Source organism: Kitasatospora sp. NPDC058032, assembly GCF_042885845.1.
Taxonomy (GTDB): Bacteria; Actinomycetota; Actinomycetes; order Streptomycetales; family Streptomycetaceae; genus Kitasatospora.
In genome coordinates, this window is sequence record NZ_JBHVRK010000039.1 from 20,577 (window position 1) to 37,139 (window position 16,563).

General features: G+C 75.2%; 16 protein-coding genes. 11 read left to right on the forward strand and 5 right to left on the reverse strand.

The features are described 5' to 3' along the window. The first annotated feature begins 262 nt into the window (after positions 1–262). Both ACFVUH_RS34905 and ACFVUH_RS34910 read left to right on the forward strand, forming a co-directional pair. The gene (locus ACFVUH_RS34905; RefSeq protein ID WP_387917551.1) at positions 263–1,477 is read left to right on the forward strand and encodes an 8-amino-7-oxononanoate synthase; all 1,215 of its coding nucleotides are present in this window, start codon (positions 263–265) and stop codon (positions 1,475–1,477) included. Then, a complete protein-coding gene (locus tag ACFVUH_RS34910; RefSeq protein WP_387917553.1) occupies positions 1,474–2,013 on the forward strand; it encodes a hypothetical protein in 540 nt (179 codons plus the stop codon). Before ACFVUH_RS34905 ends, ACFVUH_RS34910 begins: the two co-directional genes overlap by 4 nt. Here the strand turns inward: ACFVUH_RS34910 and ACFVUH_RS34915 are convergent. The 3 genes from ACFVUH_RS34915 to ligD form a co-directional block, all read right to left on the reverse strand. Continuing rightward, positions 2,010–2,876: an aminoglycoside phosphotransferase family protein gene (locus ACFVUH_RS34915; RefSeq protein WP_387917554.1), complete on the reverse strand. Its 867-nt coding sequence runs from the start codon at positions 2,874–2,876 to the stop codon at positions 2,010–2,012. The genes ACFVUH_RS34910 and ACFVUH_RS34915 overlap by 4 nt on opposite strands. Next, positions 2,873–3,499 (reverse strand): GNAT family N-acetyltransferase, encoded by a 627-nt coding sequence (locus ACFVUH_RS34920; RefSeq protein WP_355374862.1) that lies wholly within the window; start codon positions 3,497–3,499, stop codon positions 2,873–2,875. The genes ACFVUH_RS34915 and ACFVUH_RS34920 overlap by 4 nt, the downstream gene beginning before the upstream one ends. A 130-nt stretch (positions 3,500–3,629) precedes the next feature. Next, complete coding sequence (gene ligD, locus ACFVUH_RS34925) at positions 3,630–4,628, reverse strand: non-homologous end-joining DNA ligase (RefSeq protein ID WP_355374865.1); 999 nt, start codon at positions 4,626–4,628, stop codon at positions 3,630–3,632. A 123-nt stretch (positions 4,629–4,751) separates the two neighbouring features. Here ligD and ACFVUH_RS34930 point away from each other — a divergent pair, with 123 nt between their 5' ends. Beyond that, entirely contained in the window at positions 4,752–5,813 is a 1,062-nt protein-coding gene (locus tag ACFVUH_RS34930) for an ATP-dependent DNA ligase (RefSeq protein WP_355374868.1), read from the forward strand. A gap of 20 nt (positions 5,814–5,833) precedes the next feature. On the opposite strand, the gene ACFVUH_RS34935 is transcribed toward ACFVUH_RS34930, so the two are convergent. Then, positions 5,834–7,261 carry a serine hydrolase domain-containing protein gene (locus tag ACFVUH_RS34935; RefSeq protein WP_387917555.1) on the reverse strand — a complete coding sequence of 476 codons (1,428 nt, stop codon included), beginning with the start codon at positions 7,259–7,261 and terminating at the stop codon, positions 5,834–5,836. Positions 7,262–7,525: 264 nt separating this feature from the next. Here ACFVUH_RS34935 and ACFVUH_RS34940 point away from each other — a divergent pair, with 264 nt between their 5' ends. The 5 genes from ACFVUH_RS34940 to ACFVUH_RS34960 all read left to right on the forward strand — a co-directional run bounded on the left by ACFVUH_RS34940 (position 7,526) and on the right by ACFVUH_RS34960 (position 12,962). Beyond that, the gene (locus ACFVUH_RS34940) at positions 7,526–8,473 is read left to right on the forward strand and encodes an ATP-binding cassette domain-containing protein (protein ID WP_387917557.1); all 948 of its coding nucleotides are present in this window, start codon (positions 7,526–7,528) and stop codon (positions 8,471–8,473) included. Continuing rightward, positions 8,470–9,126: a hypothetical protein gene (locus ACFVUH_RS34945; protein WP_387917559.1), complete on the forward strand. Its 657-nt coding sequence runs from the start codon at positions 8,470–8,472 to the stop codon at positions 9,124–9,126. Before ACFVUH_RS34940 ends, ACFVUH_RS34945 begins: the two co-directional genes overlap by 4 nt. A gap of 342 nt (positions 9,127–9,468) precedes the next feature. Next, on the forward strand, positions 9,469–10,497 hold the full coding sequence (tdh, locus tag ACFVUH_RS34950; protein WP_355374801.1) for an L-threonine 3-dehydrogenase: 1,029 nt from the start codon (positions 9,469–9,471) through the stop codon (positions 10,495–10,497). Positions 10,498–10,576: 79 nt separating this feature from the next. Next, a complete protein-coding gene (locus ACFVUH_RS34955; protein ID WP_355374804.1) occupies positions 10,577–11,770 on the forward strand; it encodes a glycine C-acetyltransferase in 1,194 nt (397 codons plus the stop codon). Between the two features lie 274 nt (positions 11,771–12,044). Then, positions 12,045–12,962 carry a LysR family transcriptional regulator gene (locus ACFVUH_RS34960; protein WP_355374807.1) on the forward strand — a complete coding sequence of 306 codons (918 nt, stop codon included), beginning with the start codon at positions 12,045–12,047 and terminating at the stop codon, positions 12,960–12,962. Between the two features lie 63 nt (positions 12,963–13,025). On the opposite strand, the gene ACFVUH_RS34965 is transcribed toward ACFVUH_RS34960, so the two are convergent. Next, on the reverse strand, positions 13,026–13,562 hold the full coding sequence (locus tag ACFVUH_RS34965) for a hypothetical protein (protein WP_387917560.1): 537 nt from the start codon (positions 13,560–13,562) through the stop codon (positions 13,026–13,028). A gap of 211 nt (positions 13,563–13,773) precedes the next feature. On the opposite strand from ACFVUH_RS34965, the gene ACFVUH_RS34970 reads away from it, so the two are divergent. The 3 genes from ACFVUH_RS34970 to ACFVUH_RS34980 all read left to right on the forward strand — a co-directional run bounded on the left by ACFVUH_RS34970 (position 13,774) and on the right by ACFVUH_RS34980 (position 16,441). After that, positions 13,774–14,304 (forward strand): helix-turn-helix transcriptional regulator, encoded by a 531-nt coding sequence (locus ACFVUH_RS34970; RefSeq protein WP_387917562.1) that lies wholly within the window; start codon positions 13,774–13,776, stop codon positions 14,302–14,304. A gap of 1 nt (position 14,305) precedes the next feature. After that, a complete protein-coding gene (locus ACFVUH_RS34975; protein ID WP_387917564.1) occupies positions 14,306–16,189 on the forward strand; it encodes a BTAD domain-containing putative transcriptional regulator in 1,884 nt (627 codons plus the stop codon). 120 nt (positions 16,190–16,309) lie between these two features. Then, the gene (locus ACFVUH_RS34980) at positions 16,310–16,441 is read left to right on the forward strand and encodes a hypothetical protein (RefSeq protein ID WP_355374817.1); all 132 of its coding nucleotides are present in this window, start codon (positions 16,310–16,312) and stop codon (positions 16,439–16,441) included. The last annotated feature ends 122 nt before the right edge of the window (positions 16,442–16,563 follow it).

Here is a 16,563-nt window from a genome sequence, read left to right on the forward strand (position 1 = left end):
ACGGGTTCATCCGTCGCTCGAATTCGAGGTCTGCCACCAAGTCCCCCCAGGACTGTTCGACTTGTGGGGACACTACCGGGGGAGGACGAACAATCGGTTGAGTTCGCGGGAATCGGAGGACGATGATCGAATGAATGAATCCATGTGAAATGCGAGGTTGATTCTAGGTAAACCTATGGTTCTGGCGAGGTGGCTCCTGCGTCCGGCGGTGTGCCCCGGCGCACATTGCCCGGGTCGGGCGGGGCGTGCCAGAGTGCCGGGCATGGTCAACCGCAGCGTGTTCGAGACGTCCGAGGCGTCTGAGGCGTCCCAGGCCGATGGCTCCGCCGGCGCCGATCCCGGCGCCGTCTTCGACTGGCTCGACGAGAGCGCCGGGCAGCGGGCCCGGGCCGGGCTGACCCGTACCCTGCGCAGCCGGGCCGCCGACGACGCCGTGCTGGACCTCGCGGGCAACGACTACCTCGGGCTCACCCGGCACCCCGCCGTCACCCGGGCCGCCGCCGAGGCCGCGCTGCGGTGGGGCGGCGGTGCGACCGGGTCGCGGCTGGTCACCGGCACCACGGCGCTGCACACCGAGCTGGAGGAGGAGCTGGCCGCCTTCTGCGGGGCCGAGGCGGCGCTGGTGTTCTCCTCCGGGTACACCGCCAACCTCGCCGTGCTCACCGCGCTCACCGACCCCGACACGCTGATCGTCTCCGACGCCTACAACCACGCCTCGCTGATCGACGGCTGCCGCCTGGCCCGCGCCGATGTCCACCGCGCCCCGCACAGCGACCCGGGCGCCGTCGCCGAGGTGCTCGCCGGGCGCTCCCACCGGCGCGCCCTGGTGGTCACCGACTCGGTGTTCTCGGTCGACGGCAACGCCGCCCCGCTCGCCGAACTCGCCGACGCCGCACGGAGGTTCGGCGCGGCGCTGCTCGTCGACGACGCCCACGGCCTCGGCGTGCTCGGCCCCGGCGGCACCGGCGCCACCGCCGCCGCGGGGCTCGCCGGCGCGCCCGACATCGTCACCACCGTCACCCTCTCCAAGTCCCTCGGCTCCCAGGGCGGCGCCGTCCTCGGCCCGCGGCGCGTCATCCGGCACCTCACCGAGACCGCCCGCACCTTCATCTTCGACACCGGCCTCGCCCCCGCCGCCGCCGGCGCCGCGCTGGGGGCCCTTCGCCTGCTGCGGGCCGAACCCCACCGCGCCGAACGCGCCCGTGAGGTGGCCCGCAGTCTCGCCGCCCGCCTCGCCGCCGCCGGTCTGCACGCCTCCAGTCCCGACGCCGCCGTCGTCTCCGTGCGCGCCCCCGGCCCCGAGGCCGCCGTCTCCTGGGCCGCCGACTGCCGCCGGGCCGGCCTCGCCGTCGGCTGCTTCCGCCCCCCGTCCGTCCCCGACGGCGTCTCGCGGCTGCGGCTGACCGCCCGGGGTGATCTGACGGACACGCAGATCGCCGACGCCGTGCGGATCATCGCCGCCACCGCCCCGGCGTGAGCGGGTCCGATGGGCTTCGCGCGGCGGCCCGGGCGCTGGTCCCGGTCGCGGCGGTGCTGGCGCTGCTGGCGGTCGGCGGCCGTGGCACGGCCCACGCGGGGGAGGGGCTCGCCTACGCCGCCGGGTTCGCCGGGACCCGCGGCGCCCTGGTCGCCGACCAGTGCCTGCGCGCCAACGCCGACCGGCCAGCGCTCGGCCCGACCGGCGACTGCCGCGGCACCTTCTTCCCCGACGACGGCGGACCGGCGAACGAGTACGCCTGGACGGACTGGCGGATCGACACCCACCAGCGCGTCGCCGTCTCCTGCGCCGCCGACGGCGAGTGCCGCCTCGCCGGTACCGGCGGAGTCCTGTACTGGCTGAGCCTGCTGCAGCTCGCGCTCGCCGCCTTCCCCGTCGCCGGGTTCGCCGCCGTCCAGGGACTGCTGCGCCACCGGGACCCCTCCCAGCGCAAGCGGGTGGTGCTCGGCGTGACCGCGGCCGTCCTGCTGGTCGGCGCGTTCGCCACCTTCGCGGGTGCCCTGGCCGCGCGTTAGAGGCCCGCCAGCTCCTTCAGGAACAGGGTCCCGGCGTCGCGGCGGCCTGCGGTCAGCCGTGGGGCGGCGACCACGACGGCCGTCGCGCGGCACCAGGCCAGCACGCGGTCGGCGTCCGCGCCCGGGACCAGGGCCGTCAGCTCGCCGATGCGGGCCGACAGGGCGGCCGGGGCGGTGACGCCGTCGAGCACCCAGTCGACCAGGTCGAAGTCGGGGTCGCCCAGGCACGCCCGCGGGTCGATCGCCACCGGGCCGTCCGGGCCGAGCAGCACGTTGGCCGGGTGCAGGTCGCCGTGCACCAGGGCGACCGGGGCGCCGTCCGCGGTCAGCTCCCGGGCCAGGGCCCGCGCGTGCACGGTCGGCACCCCGGGGGCCCGGCGGCCGGTCAGCTCGAACAGGAAGTCCAGTCGCTCGGCCAGGGGCGGCAGCGCCACCCCGTCCACCGGCACCGACCGCAGCGCGCCCAGCAGCCCGGCGATCTCGGACGGCCGCCAGCCGCGCTCGCGCAGGGACGTGCCCGGGGCGACGTCCGCGAGCAGCAGCGCGCCCGAGCCGGCGTCGTGCTCCAGCAGCCGCACCAGCGACGGCACGCCCTGCCACGCGCTCAGCGCCGTCGCCTCCTGCGCGGCCACCGCCGGGTCCGGCGTCAGCTTCAGCCACACCGCCGCGCCGTCCGCGTGCCGCTCGCAGCGGAACACCCGCGCCGTGCCTCCCCCGCCGGCCGCCCGCACCGTCAGCCCCCAGCGGGCGGCCAGCGCGTCCACCAGCGACGGCAGTTCCTCGCACCACGCCTCGGCCGCAGGACCGAACCGTACGGTGAGCCGTGCCCGCACCTCCTCGGGCACGGTGGCGAGCGCGCTCACGACAGCACCAGCAGCGACTCCGCCCCCATCGGCCGGTAGCCCGCCGCCTGGAAGGCCCGCACGCTCGTCGCGTTCCCCGGCGCCTGCTGCGACCACACCACCTCGCCCTCCGGCAGCAGGTGCCGGGCCGCCAGCGCCAGCGCCCGCCCCAGGCCGCGTCCGCGCGCCGCCTCGTCCACCTCGATCGCGCACTCCCAACGACCGGCCACCCCGCGGCCCAGGATCAGCACGCCGCGCCCGCCGTCCGCGTCGAACACCCGGACGTCCTCGCGGTAGCACAGCGCCCGCACCACCCGCGGATGCTCCCGGTCCTCGACCTCCGCCAGCTCCAGCGCGGGCGCACCCGGCAGCCGGTCCGCCACCGTCAGCAGGTCGATGGTGCCGTTCACCCGCCCCGTGCGCTCGGCGAGCGCGCTCAGGAACGGCGGACAGAGCGGCGCGGCCAGCGGATCGCCCGGCGCCGCCGCCAGCGCGGCCCGCACCCAGGCCGGATCCTCGTCGGTGAACACCACCGAGTGCGCGGAGAACGCCACCACCCCCGCCTCGCGCGGCGACGGCTGCGGCACCACCGTCACCGACCCGTCCGCCGGCGGGAACACCCCGCCCGCCGCGTCCGCCAGCATCTCCCGCAGTCCCCGTGCACCCACTCCGCGCCCGCCCCTCCGTGATCCTTCGTGGGCGCCCAGCCTAGTAGTCCGCCGAAGCGGTCCGCCGAAGCGGTCCGTCGAAGCAGTCCGTTGAAGCGGTCCGCCGTCAGGACTTCCTGCGCGCCCGGCTCGGCTGCACCCGGGTCGGCTCGCCCGCCGCCTTCGGGTGGTCCGGCGGGTACGGCAGCTCGCCGTGGGCCCCCTCCGCGACCTGCCGCTCGTACAGCTCCAGCAGCCCCTCCAGCCGGAACCGCTCGTCCTCCATCGCCGCGTGCACGTCCCCCAGTTCCGCGAACCGGGCCGGCAGGGTCCGCAGGTCGAAGTCCTGCGGCAGGGCGTCGTCCAGTTCCTCCCAGCGCAGCGGTGCCGAGGCCGTCGCCCGTGGCCGCGCCCGCAGCGAGTAGGCCGAGGCGATCGTCCGGTCCCGCGCCATCTGGTTGTAGTCGACGAAGATCCGCTCGCCGCGCTCCTCCTTCCACCACGCCGTCGTCACCCGCCCCGGCAGCCGTCGCTCCAGCTCCCGGCCCAGCGCGATCACCGCGTGCCGCCCGTCCGTGAACGACCACTGCGGTACCAGCGGCACGTACACGTGCAGCCCCCGGCCGCCCGAGGTCTTCGGCCACCCCCGCAGCCCCTGCTCCTCCAGCACCGCCCGCAACTCGTGCGCGGCCCGCACCGCGTCCTTGAAGTCCGTGCCCGGCTGCGGATCCAGGTCGATCCGCAGCTCGTCCACGTGCTCGGTGTCCGAGCGCCGCACCGGCCACGGGTGGAAGGTCAGACACCCCAGGTTCGCCGCCCACAGCACCGCGGCCGGTTCCGTCGGGCAGATCTCGTCCGCCGACCGGCCGCTCGGAAAGGCGATCCGGGCCGTCGGCAGCCACTCCGGCAGGCCCTTCGGGGCCCGCTTCTGGTAGAAGAACTCGCCCTCCACCCCGTCCGGGAATCGCTGCAGCGTCGTCGGCCGGTCCCGCAGGCCGCGCAGCACCCCCTGCGCCACCGCCAGGTAGTACTCCGCGACGTCCAGCTTGGTGAACCCGCGCTCCGGGAAGTACACCTTGTCCGGGTTCGACAGCCGGACGGTGCGCCCGGCGACATCCAGTTCCACGGCAGAGCCCATGCCTCTCACGCTAAGCGCGCCGTGTCCGCTCCGCCCGCCGTGTCCGCTCCGCCCGCCGTGCTCGCCCCGCCCGCCGCGCGCCCCGGAGCGTTCGGCGCGAGGATCGGGACCATGGACCTGCCCGTCATGCCGCCGCTCGCCCCGATGCTCGCCAAGTCCGTCGCGAAGATCCCGCCCGGCATGCAGTACGAGGCCAAGTGGGACGGCTTCCGCACCATCGTCTTCCGCGACGGCGACGAGGTCGAGCTCGGCAGCCGCACCGGCAAGCCCCTCACCCGCTACTTCCCCGAACTCGTCGAGGCCCTGCGCCGCGAGACCCCCGGGCGCTGCGTGCTCGACGGCGAGATCGTCATCGCCCGTGACGGCCGGCTGCGCTTCGAGGAACTCCTCGAACGCATCCACCCCGCCGCCAGCCGGGTCAGGCTCCTCGCCGAGCGCACCCCCGCCTCCTTCGTCGCCTTCGACCTGCTCGCCCTCGGCGACGAACCCCTCCTGGACCGGCCCCTCGAAGCCCGCCGCCGCGCCCTGGAGAGCGCCCTCGCCGACGCCGCCGACCCCGTCTTCACCGCCCCCACCACCACCGACCGTGAACTCGCCGAGACCTGGTTCGCCCAGTACGAGGGCGCCGGACTCGACGGCATCGTCGCCAAACCCCTCGACCAGCCCTACCGGCCCGGCGAACGCGCCATGTACAAGATCAAGCACGAGCGCACCGCCGACTGCGTCGTCGCCGGCTACCGCGAACACAAGAGCGGCCCCGTCGTCGGCTCCCTCCTGCTCGGCCTCCACGACGCCGACGGCCGCCTCCAGCACGTCGGCGTCTGCGCCGCCTTCCCGATGGCCCGCCGCCGCGAACTCGCCGAGGAACTCGCCCCGCTGCGCACCACCGACCTCGCCGCCCACCCCTGGGGCGCCTGGGCCGACGAAGCCGCGCACGCCGACGCCCGGCTGCCCGGCGCCACCAGCCGCTGGACCGGCGGCAAGGACCTCTCCTGGATCCCGCTGCGCCCCGAACGCGTCGTCGAGGTCGCCTACGACCACATGGAGGGCACCCGCTTCCGGCACACCGCCCAGTTCCGCCGCTGGCGCCCCGACCGCACGCCCGACAGCTGCACCTACGCGCAGCTGGAGGAACCGGTCTCCTACGACCTGGCCCGGGTGCTCGGCGGCTGAGCCGGCGGCCGGGCGCGCCGTCAGGCCGGTTGCCCGGGCGGCGTCACCGACGAGGACACCTTCGGCGACGGTGACCCGGACCCGGACTCCGACCCGGACGGCTCGTCCGACTGCGACGGAGTGGCCGGCAGGTCGTAGACGTTCGCCGGCGAGACGATCTCCGTGATCGCCTTCGCGAACAGCGTCGACGGCTCCGAACCCCGGTACGCCACATCGGTGTTCAGCAGCACCACCAGCGACGCCTGGGCCGACGGCAGGTACACCACCACGGCCTGGTAGCCCGGCAGCGAACCGTTGTGCCCGATCCACCCGTGGTTGTCGAAGATCCCCAGCCCGTACGAGGTGCCCGGCGCCGTCGACGGCTGCGGCTCCAGGCGCTGCGCCTGGGTCTGCGGCTTCAGCAGCGAGCCGGTGGCCAGCACCTTCGCCCACTTCTTCATGTCCGCCCGGTCCGAGATGGCCGCCCCCGCCGCCCAGCCCCACGACGGGTTCCAGTCGGTGGCGTCCTGGATCGTCCCGTCCGCCGTCTGGTTGGTGTAGCCGCGCGCGTGCGGCTGCGGGAACGCGTTGTCCGTCGGGAAGACCGTGCGGCCCAGGTCCGCCGGCTCGAACACCTCCTTCTTCAGGAAGTCCCCGAGCGGGCGCCCGTCGACCTTCTCGATCACCTGGCCCAGCAGCACCGTGTTGGTGTTGGAGTACTCGAACTCCGTTCCCGGCGGGAAGTTCACCGGATGCCGGAACGCGTACGCGGTCAACTGGTCGGGCGTGAAGGGGCGCTGCGGATCCGCCTGGAACGCGCGCACGAAGTCCTCGTCCTTGGTGTACGAGAACAGGCCGCTGCGCATGCCCGCCAGCTGGCGCAGGGTGATCTGCTCGCCGTTCGGCACGCCGGCCAGGTACTTGCCGACCGGGTCGTCCAGCCCCACCTTGCCCTGGTCCACCAGCCGGAGCACACCGGTGACCGTGAAGGTCTTGGTCACGCTGCCGATCCGCATGTTGAGCCCGGTCACCATCGCGGTGCCCGGCACCCGCTCGGACACCCCGAACGCCTTGAGGTACTCGCCCTGCGGCGTCGCCACGTCGACGATCACGCCCGGCACCGAGGCCTCCGTCAGCACCCGCCCGATCGCGGCGTCCAGCCGGGAGGTGACGTCCGACGTCAGCGGCACCGTGGTGCCGCTCGGCGCCTGGGTGGGGCTGGGCGTCGCGGTGGGACTCGCGGTTCCGGTCGGACTCGTGGTCCCCGTCGGACTCGGGGTGGGGGTCGGGCTCAGCGCAGCCGGTGCGGCCGTCACCGCCCCGGCCGCCGCCGGGTGTTCGGACGGCGAGCCGCCCGAGCACCCGGCGGCCAGCAGTCCGGCCAGCGCCAGCAGCAGCGCCACCGGCGCCGGCCGGGCGAGGGGCCGCCACCGGGGGGCGGTGGCTCGGGTCGACACACGGTTCGTCATCTTCGGGGCGCCTCTCTGGGCCGGACGGACCCGGAGCAGCGCTCGACGGGCCCGCAAAGGGGGAGCGATCGCCACCGTATGCGCGCCCGCGGCGCCCCGCGCGCCCACCGGCGGCCCGCTGGACCGAACGGACCCACGCGTCAGCCACCCGCCGCAACCCCGCTCGCGCGCCCCCGACGTACGCCCACCAGCACCGTTACCCGCCCCCTATCCGCGCCCGAGTAGGGTGCGCACCGCCGGAGCCGACGGGAGGGGAACACCGAGGTGCTGCACAGCGAAGCCGTTGCCGGAACCGGAACCGAAGCCGTCGCCGAAGCCGTCGGCGTCGGAAAGCGCTACGGACGGGGGCCCTGGATCCTGCGCGACGTCGAGCTGCGCCTCGCCCACGGCGACGTCCTCGCCGTGCTCGGCGCCAACGGCTCCGGCAAGTCCACCCTGCTGCGGATCCTCGCCGGCCTCACCCGCCCCACCACCGGCCGCCTCACCGGTGCCGTCACCCGCCCCGCCACCGCCGGCCGCCGGGCCGCCGTCGGCTACGTCCCCGACCGGTTCACGGCCCACGAGCGCCACACCGCCACCGGCTACCTCACCCACCTCGGCCGCGTCCGGGGCCTGCCCACCGCAGCCGCCCGCCGCCGGGCCGCGGAGCTCCTCGACCGGCTCGCCCTCGTCGGCGGCTCCCACGCCGCCCTGCGCACCCTGTCCAAGGGCAACGCCCAGAAGGTCGCGCTCGCCCAGGCCCTGCTCGTCCCGCCCGATCTGCTGGTGCTCGACGAACCCTGGTCCGGCCTCGACGCCTCCGCGCACACCGTGCTCGCCGAACTCATCGCCGAGACCGCCGCCGAGGGCGGGGCCGTGGTCTTCACCGACCACCGCGAAGCCGTCGCCGAGGCGCACGCCACCACCGTCCGCACCCTCGCCGACGGCCGGGTGACCGGGGCCCCGTCCGCGCCGTCCGCGCCCGCGTCCCTAGGGTCCGCCGCCGTGCCGCCCGCCGAGCTCGTGCTCACCGGCCCCGGCCCGGACGGCCCCGACTGGCAGGCCCTGCCCGGCGTCCTCACGCTGGAGCGCCGCGGCCCCGAACTCCACCTGCGGGTCGAGCAGACGCACGCCGACGCCGTCCTGCTCACCGCGCTGCGCCACCGGTGGTCGGTGCGCGCCGTCACCCGCCCCGCCCTCGCCCCCGCCCCCACGAGGACCACCAGCCGATGACCGCCCTCGTCCGCTACCAGCTCGCCACCCTGCTGCTCTCCCAGCGCTACCTCGCCCCGCTGATCCTGTTCACCGGCCTCGTCGCCGTCCTCACCAGCGACGACAGCGGCCCGCTCACCGCCGCCCACGGAGCCGCGTCCGCCGCGATGCTGCTCGCCGCCACCTGGCTCACCATGGCGCTCACCGGCCTGGAGGACCGGCCCCACCGCGCGCTCCTCACCGCAGCCACCGGCAGCCGCCGACGTCTGCTCACCGGCACCGTGCTCACCGCCCTGCTCGGCTGTCTGCCGCTCACCGCCCTCGGCCTCGCCCTGCCGCTGCTCGTCGGCACCCACACCCCCACCGCCGCCGACCTGCTGCTCGGCACCGAAACCCAGCTCACCTGCGCCCTCACCGGCACCGCCGTCGGCCTGCTCGCCTCCCGGCCACTGGTCCGCCGGCCGGGGTTCGGCCTGCTGCTCGCCCTCGGCCTGCTGCTCGTGCTCACCGTGAGCAAGGGCCTGCCCCCGGTCAACCTGCTGCTCACCCGGCTCTCCACCCACAACCGCTCGGCGGAGCTGCTGGCCTCCACCGCCCTGCTGCTCGCGCTCGCCGCCGCCCTCCTCGCCGCCGCGGCGGCCCTCGTGCACGCCGTCACCACCCGCCGCGACTGACCCGGTCGCACCGGGGGAGCACCGGCCTCGGCGCAGCGCCCCGCGCGCCCCGGACATGCCTCGCGCGCTGCGCCGTCGGAGTGCCGACCGGCACGCCGCAGTGGCCCCCGACCCCAGCTCGGGCACGATCGTTTAGCCGAGCTGTCGCGGCCCTTAAGAATTCCTCGATGGACCGCACCCCCTCCCACCAGGCAGATTTCTGCCTGCCCGGAATGCGGACACCGGAACCGGTTCCGCAGGCCCTGGCCCCGCCAGGACCCGTCGGTCCTCGGGCCGCCACCCACCGGGCCCCGTCGGCCTGCCACACCAGGCCGCCCCCACCGCGCGTCAGGAGCCACCGCCGTGAAGGCACTCGTCAAGCAGAAGGCCGAACCCGGACTCTCGCTGATGGACGTCCCCACCCCGGTGATCGGCCCCGGCGAGGTCCTCATCAAGGTGCTGCGCACCGGCATCTGCGGCACCGACCTGCACATCCGCAAGTGGGACGGCTGGGCCCAGCAGACCATCAGGACCCCGCTCGTCCTCGGCCACGAGTTCGTCGGCGAGGTCGCCGAGATCGGCGCCGGCGTCGCGGACATCACCGTCGGCGACCTGGTCAGCGGCGAGGGCCACCTGGTCTGCGGCAAGTGCCGCAACTGCCTGGCCGGCCGCCGCCACCTGTGCCGCAACACCGTGGGCCTCGGCGTCAACCGCGACGGCGCGTTCGCCGAGTACGTGGCCCTGCCCGCCTCCAACGTCTGGGTGCACCGCGTCCCCGTCGACCTCGACGTCGCCGCGATCTTCGACCCCTTCGGCAACGCCGTGCACACCGCGCTGTCCTTCCCGCTGGTCGGTGAGGACGTGCTGGTCACCGGCGCCGGCCCGATCGGCATCATGGCCGCCGCCGTCGCCAAGCACGCCGGTGCCCGCAACGTGATGATCACCGACGTCTCGCCCTACCGCCTCGACCTCGCCCGCAGGGTCGGCGTCTCGCTGGCGCTGGACGTCTCCGAGCACACCATCGAGGAGGGCCAGCAGAAGCTCGGCCTGCGCGAGGGCTTCGACGTCGGCCTGGAGATGTCCGGCCGCCCCGAGGCGCTCCAGTCGATGATCGCCAACATGACCCACGGCGGAAAGATCGCCATGCTCGGCCTGCCCGCCGAGCAGTTCCCGATCGACTGGGCCTCCGTCGTCACCTCGATGCTCACCATCAAGGGCATCTACGGCCGCGAGATGTTCGAGACCTGGTACGCGATGTCCGTCCTGCTGGAGGGCGGCCTCGACCTCAGCCCCGTGATCACCGGCCGCTACCCCGCCGCCGACTTCGAGGCCGCCTTCGACGAGGCGGCGAGCGGCCGCTGCGGCAAGGTCATCCTCGACTGGACCGCCTGATCCCCGCGATCACCGCTCCGCCCACCCCCCTCGCCCGGCACCCTCGCCATCCCCGTTGCCACCCCGCTTAGGAGCAGCTGTGTTCGACACCGTGCGCGACGATGTCGCCGCCACCCTCGACGAGATCCGCGAGGCCGGCCTCTTCAAGCCGGAGCGGGTCATCGGCAGCCCGCAGAGCGCCGCCGTCACCGTCACCGCCGGCGGCACCCCCGGCGAGGTGCTCAACTTCTGCGCCAACAACTACCTCGGCCTCGCCGACCACCCCGAGATCCTCGCCGCCGCCAAGGACGCCCTGGACCGCTGGGGCTACGGCATGGCCTCGGTCCGCTTCATCTGCGGCACCCAGGACGTGCACAAGGAGCTGGAGGAGCGGCTGTCCACGTTCCTCGGCCAGGAGGACACGATCCTCTACTCCTCCTGCTTCGACGCCAACGGCGGCGTCTTCGAGACCCTGCTCGACGAGCGCGACGCCGTCATCTCCGACGCCCTCAACCACGCGAGCATCATCGACGGCATCCGCCTGTGCAAGGCCCGCCGCCACCGCTACGCCAACCGCGACCTCGCCGACCTGGAGCAGCAGCTCAAGGAGAGCCAGGACGCCCGCCGCCGCCTGATCGTCACCGACGGCGTCTTCTCCATGGACGGCTACGTCGCCCCGCTGCGCGAGATCTGCGACCTCGCCGACCGCTACAACGCCATGGTCATGGTCGACGACTCGCACGCCGTCGGCTTCGTCGGCGCGCACGGGCGCGGCACGCCGGAGCTGCACGGCGTCATGGACCGCGTCGACATCATCACCGGCACCCTGGGCAAGGCGCTCGGCGGCGCCTCCGGCGGCTACGTCGCCGCGCGGCGCGAGATCGTCGCGCTGCTGCGCCAGCGCTCGCGCCCGTACCTGTTCTCCAACTCGCTGGCGCCGGTGATCGCCGCCGCCTCGCTGAAGGTGCTGGACCTCGTCGAGCAGTCCAACGAGCTGCGCGAGCGGCTGGCGGCCAACACGGCGCTGTTCCGCTCGAAGATGACCGAGGCGGGCTTCGAGATCCTGCCCGGCGACCACCCGATCGCCCCGGTGATGATCGGCGACGCCGCCAAGGCCGGCCGCCTCGCCGAACTGCTGCTGGAGCGCGGCGTCTACGTGATCGGCTTCTCCTACCCGGTCGTGCCGCACGGCCAGGCCCGGATCCGGGTGCAGCTCTCCGCCGCGCACACCACCGAGGACGTCGAGCGCGCCGTGGCCGCCTTCGTCGACGCGCGCGCCGCGCTGGGCGAGTAGCCGCCCCCCTGATCGCCCGTGGCGCGTCCGCTCGGAACCGGACGCGCCACGGGCTCAACGACCGCCGTGCGGCGGGGGCCGGACCGGCCCGCCCCCGCCGCACGGCACCCAGGACCACCTGCCCCACCCTCCCGTGAAACGGGAGTGGGAAGTCGGCCCGTCCGACTCTCCACTCCCGTTCCGCGGCTTCCGGAGCCGCCCGCCCCGCCGCCTCCCGTTCACCGGTTCGTCACCCCCGCCCCGGGAGTCCCGCGGACGCTGGCAGAATTGGCCTGTGATCGACGCGAGACGGCTGCGGACCCTGCGAGCGGTGGCGGACCACCGGACGGTGACGGCCGCGGCGGCCGCGCTCTACCTCACCCCCTCCGCCGTCTCGCAGCAGCTCGCCGCGCTGGAGCAGGAGACCGGCCACCACCTGCTGGCCCGCGAGGGCCGGGGCGTCCGGCTCACCGCCGCCGGGGAGATCCTGCTCGGCCACGCCGACGCGGTGCTGGCCCAGCTCGAACGCGCCGAGGCCGACCTCGCCGCCTACAGCGCGGGCGTGGCCGGCGAGGTCACCGTCGCCTCCTTCGCCACCGGCATCTCGCTCGTCCTCGCCCCGGCCATCGGCACCCTCGCCGCCCGCGCCCCCGGCGTCCGGCTCAAGGTGCTCGACGCCGAGGGCGACGCCAGCCTGCCGATGGTGCTCGACGGCCGCGCCGACCTCGCGGTGGCGGTCGAGTACCGGGGCGCCCCGCGCGCCGACGACGCCCGCCTCACCCGGGTCCCGCTCTACGCGGAACCGTTCGAGGCGGTGCTGCCGCTGGCCCACCCGCTGGCCGCCGGCGAGGGCCCGATCGCGGTGGCCGACCTCGCCGACGAGCCGTGGATCGGGCCCTACCCGGGCAACCCGTGCCACGACGTGGTGCTGCTGGCCTGCGAGCACGCCGGGTTCCAGCCGCGTCTGCTGCACTCCTCCGACGACTTCCGCGCCGTCGTCGCCCTCGCGTCGGCCGGTGCGGGGGTGGCGCTGGTGCCGCGTTCGGCGCTGCTCGGCGTCGACCTCGCCCGGGTCGCGGTGCGCCCCGTCGACAGCGCGCTCGCCACCCGCCGGGTGTTCGCGGCCGTCCGCGCCGGCGCCGACGGCCACCCGCTCATCCGCCCGGTCCTGGACGCGCTGGCCGATGCCGCGCCCGAGTCCGACCGGCGCTGACGCCGGTGCGCCGGTCGGTGTCCGTGGCCGACCGGCGCTGTTGAGGGGAGGGGCGGCGGGCCGTCAGCCGGTGAAGAGCGGTTCGTAGGGCGAGTTCTCCGGGGTGAAGACCAGGACGTACTCCTCGTCGGCGCCGCGGCCGGTGCCCGTGGCGACCTCGCGGAGGCGGGCCAGGACCTCCGTCTCGGGCGGGAGGACGAGCCCGAGCGCCGCCGCGGCGGCGTCCCGGGTAGCCGCCAGGTCGGGCAGGTCCGCGAGGTACTCGGCGGCTGCCTCGGCGCTCTCCGTCGCGGAGAAGGCCGGGCAGTCCCGCCACCAGGGCACGACCAGCAGCAGTCGCAGCAGCTCCGGCAGCCCGACCGCGATCAGGCCCGCCCGGCCTTCCGAGTCGGCGTACAGGACCGGACGCTCCTCGCCGCCCTCGCCGCAGAAGAAGAACGTGCCCCCGGCGCCGTCCCCGGCGAACCCCTCCAGCGCCGCCCCCGAGGCGAGGTGGACCTCCTCGACGTGGTCGCCGCGGTCGAGGTCGAAGTCGCCCGGCCAGGCGAGGAAGTCGGCGGCCTCGGTGTGTTCGGTGATGGCGGTGATCAGTGATGACATGGGGGCACCCTAGCCATCGGGACCGACGGCGGACCGGCGGTGGGGCGGTGCGGGCCCGGTGCGGGCGCCCCGGTCGGCGGGCGTGTCCGCCCTCTTGCCGGTGTCCGGCGCGAGCGTCAGCATGAGGGCACCGCTGTCATGTGCCGCTGGAGGGGGGATCCTGTCGATGGGTGGTGGGGATCCGGTGTGTCCGGAGTGCGGTGCGCCCCGCGTGCCGGGGCCGCCCCCGCGGCCGACGGCGGCCGGGCTGCCGCCGACCGGTGCGCTGACGCCGCGCGAGCGCGCCGTACTGCACCTGCTGGGCCTCGGATACGACAACCGCTCGATAGCCTACGAACTCCATATCAGCGAACGCACCGTCAAACGGTTCGTCACCGCCATTCTGGCGAAACTGGGACTCCGGTCAAGACTGCAGGCCGGACTGCTCGCGCTGATTCTCGCGGAGTCCGCCCCCGCGCCGGCCGCCAGCTGCGATTCCTGGCCCAAAGGTCTCATGGACGGACCCCCGGAGGGCGGTGATGATGATCTGGAATCCGAGAAGGAGGGGACCATGACCTTCGACGCCCTCGCCGCCCTCCGGCAGGCGGGCAACCCGGTCGACCTGCTGACCCTGGAACAGCGGGACGTGCTGTCCCGGCTCACCGAGGACGAGGTGGCCGTCCTCAATTCCGTGAAACAACGGCTGGACGCCGTTTCGGACGCCGAGGTGGAAGGGCATTCCTTCGTCATCAAGTTGGCGTGAGATGGCGGTGGGATTCGGGATTCTCGGCCCGCTCCGCGTGCTGGAGAACGGTCGCGAACTCGATGCGGGATCCCGGAAACAACAGATTCTCCTGGCGGCACTGCTGTCCCACGCGAATACCCGGATTTCGGCCGATGCGCTCGTCGAGGCACTGTGGGACGACGCGCCGCCGCGCACCGCCCGCAAGAACCTCCAGGTGTACGTCTCGGGGCTGCGCCGGCTGCTCGGCGCGGAACCGGGAGCCGCCCCGGAGCCGGGGAGCGGCCCGGAGCCGGCCGTGCCGGTCCTCCGGATCAGCCACCAGGCCGGCGGCTACGTCCTGCACACCACCGAGGACGGCCTCGACGCCCTGCGCTTCGAGCAGCGCGCCCGGGCCGGAGCGCTCGCCGAGGCGCTGGGCCTGTGGCGCGGCCCGGCCCTGGACGGGTTCCGCGACGTCCCGCTGATCGACGCCGCCGGGCAGCGCCTGGACCGCCGCTTCCTCGGGGTGTTCGAAGACTGGCTGGACGCCGAACTCGCCGCCGGCCGCGGGGCGGAGGCGATCGAGCGGGTCACCGAGACCGCCCAGCGCCACCCGCTGCGCGAGCGGCTGCGGATGCTGCAGATGACCGCGCTGTGCCAGGCCGGCCGCCGCTCCGAGGCGCTCGCCGTCTACGACGAGCTGCGCCAGCTGCTCGCCCACGAGCTCGGCCTGCCGCCCAGCCCGGCGCTGGCCCGCTGCTACCGCGCGCTGCTCTGCGACCCGGGCCCGGTCCTGCCACGCCCCGCCGTCGGCCCCACGGGCCCGGCGGTCCCCACAGTCCCCACGGTCCCCACGGCCGTCGTCGCCCCGGTCGACCCGGGCCCGGCGGCGCCGCACCTGCTGCCCACCGACCCGCCCGCGTTCACCGGCCGCGCGGCCGCCGTGCACCGGCTGAGCGAGGTGCTCACCGGCGGCGCCGGCCGGCTCGCCGTGCTGACCGGACCGCTCGGCGCCGGGAAGACCGCGCTCGCCGTGCACACCGCGCACCGGCTCGGCGAGCAGTTCCCGGACGGCCGGCTGTTCGTGCGGCTGCGCGGGGAGGACGGCCGGCCGCGCCCGCTGGAGGACGTGCTGCGCCGGCTGCTGGCCGCCGCCGCTCCCACCCGGCGAGGCGGAGCTCCGCCCGGCCCGGCGGCCCGGTCCGATCCGCGCTGGGCCTGGCAGCTGTGGCTGACCGGCCGGCGTGCCCTGGTGGTCGTCGACGACGCCCGGCGCGAGTCGGAGGTCCGGCCGCTGCTGCCGGAGGCCGGGCAGAGCGCGGTGGTGGTCACCGCCCGGCCCGGACTGATCGGCCTGGAGGGCGCCCACCGGTTCTGGCTGCCGCCGTTCACGGTGGACGAGGCGGTGGAGTTCCTCGGGCGGACGATCGGCGCGGACCGGGTCGGCGCGGACCGCGACTCCGCCGCCCGGATCGTGCGCGCCGCCGGGCTGCTGCCGCTCGGGGTGCGGCTGGTCGCCGACCGCCTGGCCTTCCTGCGGCACGTGCCGCTGCACGAGTACGGCGCCCGGCTGACCGGCGGGCGCGCCCTGCTGGACGAGCTGTGCGGGGGAGACCCGCTGGTACGGGTGCGGCTGGCCGGGTCGGTGGGGGAGCTGCCGCGGGACGGGCACCGGGCGGTGCTTCGGCTCGGGCTGCTCGCCCGCCCGGTGTTCACGCTCGACGAGGCGGCGGCGGTGCTGGACTGCGACCCGGGGACGGCGGCGCGGACCCTGGAGGACCTCCTGGAGGCCAGCCAGCTCACCGTCGCCGGTACGCACGGCCCCGGCGGCGCCGTGCGGTTCGCGATGCCGGCGCTGCTCTACGCCTACGCCCGGGAGCGGGCCGCCCGGGCCGCCGAACGGGTGCCGGTGCGGCATCGCTGAACGGCGGCTGACCGACCGTCATACCGAAATCGAACCGCCGGCCAACCGCCGCCATACCGGGCCTGCCTACGGTGTCCCCGGGCCGGCGTAGCGGACGCCGCACAGCAGAGGGAGGACAGCATGTCCGACTCCATCAACCCGGAGCCGACCGAGGCCGAGGACGAGGACGTCGACGTCGTCGCGCACGGCATCGAGGAGGAGGACGGCCTCGTCGAGGACGTCTGCATCATCAACAACAGCTCGGCGCTCTGACGCGGTCCGTACGGCGAGGTGTCCGGACGCCCGACGCCTGACGCCTGACGCCTGAGCGGGCCGTCCGGCCCCGGCCCGAGCCGCCGGCGGCCGGACGGCCCGCTCGCCTCCCGCCCGGCCCG